This is a genomic window from Streptomyces sp. CA-210063 (genome assembly GCF_024612015.1).
In the GTDB taxonomy this organism is placed as follows: domain Bacteria; phylum Actinomycetota; class Actinomycetes; order Streptomycetales; family Streptomycetaceae; genus Streptomyces.
Genome location: NZ_CP102512.1, coordinates 7,260,503 through 7,272,229, shown reverse-complemented (window position 1 = coordinate 7,272,229; position 11,727 = coordinate 7,260,503). Strand labels below are relative to the sequence as shown.

Genomic DNA, 11,727 nt, shown 5'->3' with positions numbered 1-11,727 from the left:
GACGGCCCTGCGGGCGCCCGCCGCGTGCCGTCGTCCGTGCGCTCCGCTCATGAGCCGTGCACCTGGAAGTCGCCGTCCGCGTCCAGCTCGTGGACCTTGCCGGTGTCGATCTCGTAGTACCAGCCGTGCAACCGGAGCCGTCCGGCGTCGAGTTGCTGCCGGGCGACGGGGTAGTCCCGCAGGACGGCGAGCTGGTTGCGGACGTTGAGCTGGACGACCTCGCGCAGGGCGGGATCCTCGGACGACGACGTGGCGTCACGACCACGGTCAGCGCCGCTGCCGGCGCCACTGCCGACGCCCCTGTCACCGCCGCTGCCGCCAAGCACCGGTTCGAGCGCGGGCCTGGCGTAGTCGAGCCAGGCGTCCACCCTGGGCAGGCCGGACAGGTCGGCGCCGTACTTCAGCGCGCCCATCGCGCCGCAGTGGGAATGACCACACACCACGATGTCCTGAACGCCGAGCACCTCCAGTGCGTACTCGATGGTGGCGGCCTCACCGGAGGCGGTCCCGTACGCGTCGTGCGGCGGCACGATGTTGCCCGCATTTCGCAGCTCGAATATCTCGCCGGGCCGCGCTCCGGTGATCAGGGCGGGAATCACCCGCGAGTCCGAGCAGGTAATGAACAGCGCCTCGGGAAATTGCCCGACGGCCAGTTTCCGGTATTCATCGCTCTCGAAGTCCACCCGTCGCTTGAACGACCGGGCGCGATCCAGCAACGCCTTCATCCTGCCTCCCGACAGTGGTTCCGACCAGCTCTTACGACCGTAGGGGGGCGATGACCAGAGGAAGGTTAAGCGAACACTAAAACGCCGCCAGGTTTTCCACAGATTTCGGCCGGACACCCCTTCGCCGCAGGTCGGGCGACCGAATACAAGCGGTTTCTGAGGGTCATTTCACAATGCTCCGGATTCCCTGACGTTGCTGTGCGGTCTCTTGTAGCGTGTCGACCCCACAGCACGGACTCGTGTTGTCCCGACTTTTTGGAGAGACAGGCCGCCATGGGCGTACGAGTGCTGCTCATCGAGGACGACGAGACGATCGCCGAACCGCTCGCCGACGGGCTGCGGCACTTCGGCCTGACGGTCCACCACGTGGCCACCGGCGCGGACGGGTTGAGAGGTCCGCACGGCGATGTCGTCCTGCTGGATCTCGGCCTGCCCGACATGGACGGCATCGACGTCTGCCGCGGTATCCGCCGGACCTCCGACGTCCCGATCATCATCCTCAGCGCGCGCGGCGAGGAGGCCGACCGCGTGCTGGGCCTGGAGCTGGGCGCCGACGACTACTTGGCGAAACCATTCAGCATCCGGGAACTGGTCGCCCGGATACGAGCGGTGTCACGACGCCACCAACGGCCGGGGGGCGGCGGGGTCGTGGCGGGCGTCGTGGTGGCCGAGGGCGGGGTCGAGGTCGAGCCGTACGCTCAACGGGTCGTGTCGGCACAGGAGTTGGCGGCTCGGGAGGAGGCGGCCGCCGGGTTCGATGTGGGTGTGGGTGCGGGTTCCGGTGCCAGTTCCGGTGTCGGGAACGGTTTCGGCGCCAGGAACGGCTTCGGCGCCGGCAGCGACTTCACGACCGGGAGCGATTTCGGCGCCGGGAGCGATCTCGGGGCCGAGGGCGCGGGTCGCGTCGGCGGCGTGGGCAGCGTCAGGAGCGGGGGCGGTGGGACCGGCGCCGGCGGAGGTGGGGGCGGTGCCGGAGCCGAATACGACTGGTCGGCCACGTACGAGACACCCGCTCAGGCGACACCAGCGCGGGGAACGCCGTTCGAGGGCACCCCGGCGCACGGCACCCCCATGTACGGAACCCCGGCGCACGGCACCCCCATGTACGGAACCCCGGCGCACGGCACTCCCGCCTCTGGGAACCCCGCCTTCGAGGGCCCGACGTACGGAAGCCCGGCGTACGGCACTCCGGCGCACGGCGTCCCGGTCTACGAACCCCCCGTCTACGAAACCCCCATCTACGAACCCCCGGTCCACGAGCCCCCCGTGTACGCCCCCCCGGCCTACGAGCAGGCCCCGCCCGAACCGCGTGACTCCTCCGCCCCGGCGGCGCCCGGCGACGGTTCCGCTCCGCCGCCCGGCCCGCTGGTCGTGGACCGACGGACCCGCCAGGTGTGGGTCGGCGAGGTGCCGGTCGCGCTGACGCCGAAGGAGTTCGAGCTGCTGGCGCTGCTCACCGAGGACCCCGGGGCGGTCTACTCCCGGCAACAGATCCTCAACCGCGTCTGGGACGACCACTACCAGGGCCCGACCAAGACCCTGGACGTCCACGTCGCGACCCTGCGCCGCAAGCTGGGCGACCCGGCGTGGATCCAGACCCTGCGCGGTGTCGGCTTCCGGCTCGCCGTACGCGCCCCCGGGCAGGCGCCGGGACCGGGTCAGGGCCGGCCCCAGGGGCATGGCCATGGGCGCGGCGGGCAGGCACCGGGGAGGCATCGCACCGCCGAGGCCAGGGCGTCATGACCCGCCGTCTGCTGCTGAGTTACCTCAGCCTCGCCGCCCTGGTCCTGCTCGGCCTGGAGATCCCGCTGGGCTTCGTCTACTCGCGGGCCGAACGCGAACGGATCGTCAACTCGGCCAACGACGAGGCCGAGTCGGTGGCCGCGTACGCCGCGCTGTCGCTCGCCGCCCACCGCCGGGACGAACTCGTCGAGCGGGCCAGGCACTGCGCCGAACGCATCGGCGGACAGGTCGTCATCGTCGACGCGGACGGGAAGCTGCTGGCCAGCTCACACTCCCTGCCCGACGGCGAGGAACAGACCCTCGCGTCCCTCCCCGAGATCTCCGCCGCACTCCGGGGCCACGCCACCACGGACGTACGTACGACGACGACCGGCGGCGTGCACTACCTGTCCGTGGCGGCTCCGGTGGGCCCCACGACGGCGAGCACGGGCACGGGCACGGGCTCGGGCGCAGGCGCGGACACGGCCTCGCGCACAGTTACAAGCACCGGTTCAGACACCGACTCAGGCCCGCGCTCGGACTCGGACTCGGACTCGTACTCGTACTCGGACTCGGACTCGGGCACACGGTCATACTCGGGCTCGTACTCGAACTCGAACTCGGCCGAGTCCGCGCAAGGCGCCGTACGCGTCACGCTCCCCACCACCATGGTGCACGCCCGCGTGTTCGCCGTCTGGCTGCTGCTGGCCCTGGCCGGGCTGACGGTGCTCACCGGGGTGGCCGCGGTGGCGTTCGCGTTCGCGCGCTGGACGGGCCGTCCCATCCGGCAGTTGGAGGAGGCGACGCACCGGCTGGCCGAGGGCGGTACGGCCACCAGTGTCGTGGTCACCTCGGGCCCGCCGGAGGTACGGAGTCTCGCGGCGGCCTTCAACAGGACCGCCGCCCGCCTGGAACATCTGCTGGCCTCCCAGCGGGCCTTCGCCGGCGAGGCCTCGCACCAGCTGAAGACCCCGCTGGCCGCGCTGCGGCTACGGCTGGAGAACCTGGAGCCGGACATCGCCCGGCGCGCCCGGCCGAGCCTCGACGCTGCCGTCACCGAGACGGACCGGCTGGCCCGGATGGTCGAAGGACTGCTGGCGATGGCCCGCCTGGAGGAGGCGGCGGCCATCCCGGCCCAGGTCGACCTGGGCGCCATCTGCGCGGAACGGCACCGTACGTGGGGGCCGTTGTTCGAACGCGAGGGGGTCTCGCTCGTCCTCTTCGCCGGCAGTGTGGGCCCGGTCATGGCCCTCCCGGGCGCCGTGGAACAGATCCTCGACAACCTCCTCTCCAACGCCCTGCGCGCCTCCCCGGCCCACAGCACGGTCACCATGGAGCTGCGGCTCCTCGTCCCGGCCCGCCGGGCGCTGCGCGATGCCCGGCCCAGTTGGGTCGACCTCCATGTCACCGACGAGGGCCCGGGCATGACGCCCGAGCAGCGCGCCCGCGCCTTCGACCGCTTCTGGCGCGCCCCCGGCGCCCCCAAGGGCGGCACCGGCCTCGGTCTCTCCCTCGTCCAACGCCTCGCCCACGCCAGCGGCGGCGAGGTCTCCCTCCGCGAGGCCGCCACGGGCGGCTTGGACGCCGTGGTCCGCCTCCCGTCGGCGGAACCCCCGGCCCAGCCGCACGGCCACAGCTTCGGCGGCCGTCCCGGCCAACGCCGCCGGCAGAGCTCCGCTGAGCCGGCCGCCGCCCAATAAATAGCTCGGGGTGCGACGTTGTACGGCGACCGCGGGTAGTACGTGGCTGATCGCGCAGTTCCCCGCGCCCCTTTCGGGCCTGCGGCCCGCCCACCCCTGTGCGCCACCTGTGAACGCCGTCGCGGAGTCACGGGCTGTCCATGCTCCGTCAATCACGCTCCCCTAGGTTCCAAGACCGCGCGACCCCGCCGCCGACCGGCAGGCGGGCAGGTCACAGCACCCTTTGGAGCGACAGTGGAACGTCGTACTCTCCTCCGCGCGGCCGTCCTCGGCGGCTCTTCGACGGTCTTCGGCGGGACCCTGTGGCGCGGCGCCGCGTACGCCGCGCCCGCCCAGCCGGGCACCGGCCCCTACGGAGCACTCGGCTCGGCGGACGCCAACGGCATCCGGCTCCCGAGCGGCTTCACCAGCCGGGTGATCGCCCGCTCCGGCCAGACGGTCCCCGGTACGTCGTACACCTGGCACAACGCCCCCGACGGCGGCGCCTGCTACCCGGACGGCACGGGCTGGATCTATGTCTCCAACTCGGAGATCAATCCGTCCGGCGGCGCGAGCGCGGTGCGGTTCTCGTCGACGGGCGCGGTCACGTCGGCGTACCGCATCCTGTCCGGCACCCGCCAGAACTGCGCCGGCGGCCAGACCCCCTGGAACACCTGGCTGTCCTGCGAGGAGGTGGACCGCGGCTACGTCTACGAGACCGACCCGTGGGGCGCGAAGGCGGCCGTCCGCCGGGACGCCATGGGCCGCTTCAAGCACGAGGCGGCGGCAGCCGACCCCACCCGCGGCGTCGTCTACATGACGGAGGACGTCACCGACGGCTGCTTCTACCGCTTCCGGCCGACGACCTGGGGCGATCTGTCGGCGGGCACGCTGGAGGTCATGGTCGCCGGCACCGCCACCAGCGGCCCGGTGACCTGGTCCCGCGTCCCCGACCCGACCGGCGCCACCGCCACCCGCAACCAGGTCTCCGGCGCCAAACGCTTCAACGGCGGCGAGGGCTGCTACTACGCCGACAACACCTGCTGGTTCACGACGAAGGGCGACAACCGCGTCTGGCAGTACAACGCGGCCGCCCAGACCATCGAACTCGCCTACGACGACTCCCTGGTCACCAGCGGCACGGCCCCGCTCACCGGCGTCGACAACGTCACGGGCACCTCCTCCGGCGACCTCTTCGTCGCGGAGGACGGCGGCAACATGGAGATCTGCGTCATCACCCCGGGCGACGTCATCGCCCCCTTCCTCCGGATATCCGGCCAGTCGTCGTCGGAGATCACCGGCCCGGCCTTCTCCCCCGACGGCCGTCGCCTGTACTTCTCCAGCCAGCGCGGCACGAGCGGCAGTTCCTCGGGCGGCATCACCTACGAGGTGACGGGCCCGTTCCGGACCTGACGGACCGAGGGGGGCTCGGGGCGCTCTCTCCGCGCGGGCGCCCCAAGCCCCCCACTTTTCCCAGCGCTCCCCAGCGCCCCCACCCCGCGGAAACGATCAACACATCGAATACCAGAACCCATAAACGAAAACCCCGTAATTCTTCGAACTCATAACCGCGCCAGACTTGTTCGATTTTCCTTCTGCTAGGTTCAGCGCGTGGTCATGCCCAACACATTGGGGCCGGAGAGCCTCGGAGGCGGCGCTCGCCCGCGCAAGGTTCTCCTGGCGGCCTGCGGAACTCGCGGGGACGTACAACCCTTTCTCGCACTGGCCGTGGCGCTGCGCCGTCACGGCCATCACCCGTTATTGGCGGCCCCTTCCTCCTACGCGTCCGACGCGGCCGCATACGGCGTCGATTTCGCGGCGATCGACGACGGCCCCACCCGGATCCTCGAGGACACGGCGACCCGCAGAATCATCGACAAAGGTCTCATGGGCGTACGCGGGAAAATCGCGGCGGCGCGGGCCGTCGCCCGCCTCAAGAAACTCCTCATCGCCCCGTTGCGAGACGTCGCGGCCATCGCCCACGACCACGGCGACGTGGCGGCGGTGGTGCATTCGGCGGCGTTCCCCGCCCAGCATGTGGCCGACATGCTGGACGTACCCGCCGTCGTCGTGGCGCTGCAACCCGGCTGGATCCCCACCGACGCGTTCCCCTGCCAGTTGCTGCCCCTCCCCCAGGTGCCACGCTTCCTCAACCGGAGCACATACGCCCTGGTCACCGCGGCCCAGCGGTCCCGTGAGGTGGAGCGCTGGCGGGCGAGCGAACTGGGCCTGGCCCCGCGCCGGCACGGCGCACGGCGGTGGCTGCGGGACCCCGAGGGCCGACGGCGCCCCGTCCTGCAGTCGTTCAGCCGGCACATCACACCGGTCGACCCGGCGTGGGGCGACGCCGTACGCACCACGGGTTTCTGGTTCCTGCCCGCCCGCCCCGACTGGACACCGCCCCGGGAGCTGACCCGGTTCCTGGACGAGGGGCCACCGCCCGTCTACGTCGGCTTCGGCAGCATGACCGGCACCCAGGCGCGCCGGAACAACGCCCTGGTCACCGAGGCGGTCCGCCGCACCGGTGTACGGGCCGTGATCGCGACCGGCTGGGGTGGCATCGGTGCGTCGGCGAGTGACTCCGGCCCTCCGTCACACGACGTCCTCACGATCGAACAGGCCCCGCACGACTGGCTCTTCCCCCGCATGGCCGCGATCGTCCACCACGGCGGCCCCGGCACCGTCGGAGCCGCCCTCGCCGCCGGCCGCCCCCAGGTGCTCTGCCCCCACATGGGCGACCAGACCCACTGGTCCGCCCGTATGGGAGCACTGGGCGTGGCCCCCACCCCCCTCACCGCCCGCACGCTCACCGCACACGAACTGGCGGAAGCGATCACCACGTCGGTGACGGACCGGCACCTGCGACACCGCGCGAGTGAAGTCGCCGTCCTCATCCGGGCCGAGGACGGCGTGAACACGGCGGTGAATTCCCTACTGGCCCACATCACGTAACCCCCGACTTCCCACCCCCCACTTCGGTACAGGAATTCCCCCCTCTCCCTCGACTTCCCCCCACAAGTCACGAACAGAAAGCCTCGGAGTGCTGCAAATCCCCTTCTCTGACGCCACCATCGCGCCCGGAACCGTTATCTCCTGGTCCTTGCGCACAAAGCACTCCCCCCACGGCGAGCAGGATTCTCCTTCGAAATCCGCTTCCAAATCCGCCTCGTTCAACCAGGACAAGCATCACTTGTCGTCCGAGGCGACCCGGAGTACGAGCGACGGCATCGCCAGCTCGATCGCGGTCACCTTCGAGATCACGGGCCGACCGGACACCGCGGCACTCGAATCGGCGCTCCTTCTTCTCGTACGGCGCCACGAGGTGCTCCGCTGCGAGTTCCAGCGCCTGGCCGGTGACCTGAACTGCACGGCGCCGGACCCCGAGTCCATCGCCCTGGAGGCGGAGGAGGTCGGCCACTTCCACACCGGGGACGATCTGCACACCCATCTCGACAAGACGTTCAAGAGCATGGACACGCTCTCCTGGCCGCTGTTCCTCATGGGCGCGGTGGTCCGGGAGACGAGTGCGACGGTCTACCTCTGCTTCGACCACATCGTGTGCGACGGCCTGTCCATGCCCGTCGTGGTGAACGAACTCCAGACCGCGTACGCCGCCCTCACCGCCGACCGCACCCCGGAACTCCCCTCCGCGGGCAGCTATCTGACCTTCGGTGACGACCAACGCCGCCGCTACGCCTCCCTCCGCCCCGACGACGACCGTCTGACGTACTGGAAGGACTTCATCCGCGGCAACGGCGGCTTCTTCCCCAGGTTCCCCTTCGACCTGGGCGTGCCGGAGGACCGCCTGTACCCCGTGGTGAACCGGTCCCTCCCCCTCCTGGACCACCACCGGACCGACGCCCTGGCAGCGGGCGCCCGCGCGTCGGGAGGCAGCGTCTTCACGGCCGTACTGGCGGCGGCCGCGACGGCCCAGCACCGCTTCGGGGGGCCGGAGGTCTACCGGGGCCTGCTCCCCATCAGCGAACGAAGCACCGACACCTCAGGCGCCCCGGTCGCCCCGAACCCCTGGCAGCACTCCATCGGCTGGTTCGTGAACACGATGCCCATCGAGTTCCAGGTCGGCGAGGGCGGCACGGACCACGCCACCACCATCGCGCGGGCACGCACGGCCTACGGCGAGTTGCAGCGGCACGTGGGCATCCCCTTCGTCCGGGCGTGGGAACTGCTGGCCCCGGAGACCTTCTCCCTGCACCACTGGCCGTTCCCGGTGAACTTCTTCTCCTACATCGACTTCCGCAGGACCCCCGGAGGCGCCCAACACCCCCTCTGGAACCCGATGCTGCACGTCTGGGCCGCCCGCGGCAACGGCATCAGCCACTGGTTCCACCGCACCGCCACCGGCCTCCACGTCAACATGCTGCACGTCGACACACCCCAAGCACACGAGATCAGCGAGGCCCTGCACGACGAACTCGTCCGAGTCCTCCTGGAGATCGCCGGCGAACGAGGCACGACGCCGGTGTCCATCCCCCGCCCGTCCCGGGGGACGACGACCGTACGGACCTGACCCAGCCCGGAGCCCGCCGGACGGGGCCCACGAAAGAGGCGGCGCCCCGCGCGGGGCGCCGCCCTGTCTCCCCTCACCACCGCCACCGCTCAGTCCCGCCGGATCAGCTCCGGATCGATCCGCCGTCCGACGAGTGGCAGCGCACCGATCGCGGCCACAGCCACCGCGCCGAGCGCGCAGGCCAGAAGCAGGGGCACCCCGGCGCCGTCCCAGTAGATGGCGCCGCCCCCGGTCACGAGGTAGCTGGACTCGGCCAGCTTGCCGGTGATCACGGCCAGGGCGAGGCCTACGGCCAACGGTACGACCACTTGCGCGACTTGCACGGTCCGCAGCGTGCGGGGGCGGGCGCCGAGCAGAGACAGTGCGGTGACCTGGGGCTTTCGCTCCACGGCACGGTCTGTGGCGGCCACCAGGTAGGCGGCGACGCCGATGATCAGCCCCAGGACCATGCCGATGCCCAGGAGACTCCTGACCACGGTGATCTGCTGAAGCGCCGTGACGACCACGCCCGGTGTGTCGACCTCCGTGGTGGGGTCCACGCCTCCGATGCCGTCGAGGACCGCCCGGACGGTTTCGGGGGCTGAGCTGCTGAGGAGGGTGAGGGTGGCGACATCGGGGCGATGCTCAGCGGGGACTGCCGAGGGAGGCAGCAGTACGTCGCCGCTGTTGAAGACCGAGAGCTCGACGTCGTCGCTGTACCGAAGTACTTCTCGCGGCATCTTCACGTGCATGACACGCCGATGCCCCTCGTGCCACAGGTCGAAGGCAAACCGTGTCCCTGGCTTGCTGTCCTCTGCCTGCACCTGTTTCGGATCCCACAACCGCATGGGGCGGCCGTCCACACAACCGTCGACCTTCGGCACCATCCTGCGCAGTTGCTCGCAGGTGGCGACCACCGCTTCGAGGCTGGGAGCCCATCGATCGACGTCGGAACTCGACCGCGACTCCATGACGACCGCGTGCCCACGGACACCTTCCACCCCCTCCCAGGCTCGCTGCCGCTCTGCTGTGGTGCCCGCGAGCGAGATTCTGTACGTCTGGACAGGGGACGTGTTCTTGGAGACCTGATCGAGTTCGATCAGCACTCCCTGCACCAACGATGCCGCGAAGACCAGGATCACCAGCCCGGTCGCCACCCGCAGCGCACCGCCGGGTTCGACCTCGTTGCGCCTCATGGCGAGACCCAGGGAGACCGAGCCGGTGGAGCGGGCCACCTTCTGGGCAAGGGCCCGCGAGAAGACCGGCAGCATCATCACGAGCCCGATGCCGACCAGAACGACGGCGAGGGGCATGAGGATCGACGAGAGTGCAGTGTCCCTGGGCGGGTGGCCTGTCGCACCTGCCACGCAGTATGCGGCCACGATGCTCAGTCCTGGAACGAGCATGAGCAGGCCCCACTTGCCAGGTGCCTTCTCCACAGCGCTGCGCCGTACCGCCAGCGGCCGGGCCGCGGCCTTCCTGGCCCCGGCCCGGCCCACGAACCACGCGAGCACCGGACAGCCAACGACGCAGGCCACGACGGTGGACACGGACAGGGCTCCGTCGGAGGGGTACCACTTGAGGCCGGGCAGACCAATCCGCGATACGAGTTGATTGGCAACCCAGTAGATACCCAGGCCGAGTACGGCACCCGACAACGCCGCGGTGACAGTCTCGGCTGCATTGACCCGCTGGGTGCCCTTCACGCTCAGCCCGAGCAGTCGTAGAGCGGCCAGCCGCCGGGCTCGAGCCGCTGCGGAGAGCCTGGCGCAGACGGCCAGGAAGACTGCGAGAGGCAGAAGTACGACGCCGGCGAGGGTGAAGCGCACCATATCGAGCGTCGAGGGCTCCACGGTGGGAGAGCTCGCGAACGGCTTGCCGAACATCGTCACGCGATCGCCTCCGCCCTCAAGCTCCTCTGGGCTGACGCCTACATACGCGTACAACTCGTCGGGGTGAGCCAGGCCTTGGGTCGTGATGAGTCCGCTCTCTCTGCCCGGCAGCAGCTGCGCCAAGGCGGGCTCTCGTTGGAGCACCTCGCGCAACCGGGGGGACACGAACAGCTCGCCTGGGGCAGGTAGCTCTGTCAGCCCCGGCGGCGGCTCGATGGGTCTGTCCCCCCGAGCCAAGAAGACCCGAGTGAGGGGCTCCGCACCGTAGGGATCTGTCCTGGTGAGTTCGAAGGAGTCTCCTTCGGAGGCCGGACAGGTCATGGCGACCGGATCCGCGACACAATCTGGCTCACGCGCCGCCTTGCGCCCGTCCTGTGCAGCCAGTACGCCGGGGATCGCCAGTACGACGGCCAGGCAGCACACACCGATCGCGCTGCCGATGACCATGAGCAGGAAGCGCACCCGATTGCCGCGCCCACCTCCCAGCAACAGCCGGATCCCCAGGAAAAGCTCCCTCACGGCGCCTCCCGTACCTGAGCCGAGAGGATGCCGTCACACATCGTGTAGCGGCTGTCCGCGCGGGCCGCCACCTGGGAGTCGTGTGTCACCAAGACGACCGCCGTTCCTTGGGAACGGGCAAGAGTCAGGAACTCCTCCAATACAGCCGTCGCGTTGGAGCTGTCGAGTGATCCGGTCGGCTCGTCGGCGAAGACGACCGCCGGCTGGTGCACCAATGCGCGGGCCACGGCGACACGTTGGCTCTGGCCGCCGGACACCTGTGAGGGCCGTCGCTCACGCAGGTCCGCGAGACCTAGCCGCCTCAGCACCTCTCCGGCTGCGGCGAGCGCCTCCTTCTTCCGCTGTCCGGCGAGCCGCAGCGGAAGCGCGGTGTTCTCCTCCACCGTCAGCTCCGGCAGGAGTTCGCCGTACTGGAAGACGAACCCGAACCGCTCACGGCGCAGTTCACTCAGCTCTTCGTCGTCGAGGTCGCCGAGATCACGGCCTTCGAAGCGAACTTCACCACGAGCCACCGGCAGCACCCCGGCCAGGCAGTACAGCAGCGACGACTTTCCGGATCCGCTCTGACCAGTGATCGCAGCAACCTCGCCCCGGCGGAGGGACATTTCGGCGTTCCTGACGGCAAGAGTCTCGCCGTAGAGGAGGTCGATTCCCTTGGCAGAAAGGACTTCTGATGTATTGAT

The 11,727-nt window shown here is 70.2% G+C and carries 8 protein-coding genes and 1 pseudogene; 6 read left to right on the top strand and 3 right to left on the bottom strand.

Annotation, left to right across the window (positions count from 1 at the left end):
* Window positions 1–47 precede the first annotated feature (47 nt).
* Window positions 48–725, bottom strand: coding sequence for a carbonic anhydrase (locus tag JIX56_RS31785; protein ID WP_257545607.1), 678 nt, complete (start codon window positions 723–725; stop codon window positions 48–50).
* Between the two features lie 273 nt (window positions 726–998).
* Here JIX56_RS31785 and JIX56_RS31780 point away from each other — a divergent pair.
* From JIX56_RS31780 to JIX56_RS31755, 6 genes and pseudogenes are all read left to right on the top strand, one after another.
* Window positions 999–1,355, top strand: a pseudogene (locus JIX56_RS31780) (response regulator transcription factor); the annotation flags it as partial.
* A 441-nt stretch (window positions 1,356–1,796) separates the two neighbouring features.
* Window positions 1,797–2,468 carry a winged helix-turn-helix domain-containing protein gene (locus JIX56_RS48120; RefSeq protein WP_443032074.1) on the top strand — a complete coding sequence of 224 codons (672 nt, stop codon included), beginning with the start codon at window positions 1,797–1,799 and terminating at the stop codon, window positions 2,466–2,468.
* Window positions 2,465–4,147: a sensor histidine kinase gene (locus JIX56_RS31770; RefSeq protein ID WP_257545605.1), complete on the top strand. Its 1,683-nt coding sequence runs from the start codon at window positions 2,465–2,467 to the stop codon at window positions 4,145–4,147. Before JIX56_RS48120 ends, JIX56_RS31770 begins: the two co-directional genes overlap by 4 nt.
* 234 nt (window positions 4,148–4,381) lie before the next feature.
* Window positions 4,382–5,539, top strand: a complete 1,158-nt coding sequence (locus JIX56_RS31765; protein WP_257545603.1) for a PhoX family protein — start codon at window positions 4,382–4,384, stop codon at window positions 5,537–5,539.
* Window positions 5,540–5,743: 204 nt separating this feature from the next.
* On the top strand, window positions 5,744–7,078 hold the full coding sequence (locus JIX56_RS31760) for a glycosyltransferase (protein WP_257545601.1): 1,335 nt from the start codon (window positions 5,744–5,746) through the stop codon (window positions 7,076–7,078).
* 238 nt (window positions 7,079–7,316) lie between these two features.
* Window positions 7,317–8,654 carry a condensation domain-containing protein gene (locus JIX56_RS31755; protein WP_257545599.1) on the top strand — a complete coding sequence of 446 codons (1,338 nt, stop codon included), beginning with the start codon at window positions 7,317–7,319 and terminating at the stop codon, window positions 8,652–8,654.
* Window positions 8,655–8,743: 89 nt separating this feature from the next.
* On the opposite strand, the gene JIX56_RS31750 is transcribed toward JIX56_RS31755, so the two are convergent.
* Window positions 8,744–11,044, bottom strand: coding sequence for an FtsX-like permease family protein (locus tag JIX56_RS31750; protein ID WP_257545597.1), 2,301 nt, complete (start codon window positions 11,042–11,044; stop codon window positions 8,744–8,746).
* Window positions 11,041–11,649: an ABC transporter ATP-binding protein gene (locus JIX56_RS31745; RefSeq protein WP_257545595.1), complete on the bottom strand. Its 609-nt coding sequence runs from the start codon at window positions 11,647–11,649 to the stop codon at window positions 11,041–11,043. The genes JIX56_RS31750 and JIX56_RS31745 overlap by 4 nt, the downstream gene beginning before the upstream one ends.
* Window positions 11,650–11,727 lie beyond the last annotated feature (78 nt).

Coding starts and splice junctions, on each gene's coding strand:
- JIX56_RS31745 (WP_257545595.1), bottom strand. CDS start 11,649: ATGTCCCTCCGCCGGGGCGAGGTTGCTGCGATCACTGGTCAGAGCGGA.
- JIX56_RS48120 (WP_443032074.1), top strand. CDS start 1,797: ATGTACGGAACCCCGGCGCACGGCACCCCCATGTACGGAACCCCGGCG.
- JIX56_RS31760 (WP_257545601.1), top strand. CDS start 5,744: ATGCCCAACACATTGGGGCCGGAGAGCCTCGGAGGCGGCGCTCGCCCG.
- JIX56_RS31785 (WP_257545607.1), bottom strand. CDS start 725: ATGAAGGCGTTGCTGGATCGCGCCCGGTCGTTCAAGCGACGGGTGGAC.
- JIX56_RS31770 (WP_257545605.1), top strand. CDS start 2,465: ATGACCCGCCGTCTGCTGCTGAGTTACCTCAGCCTCGCCGCCCTGGTC.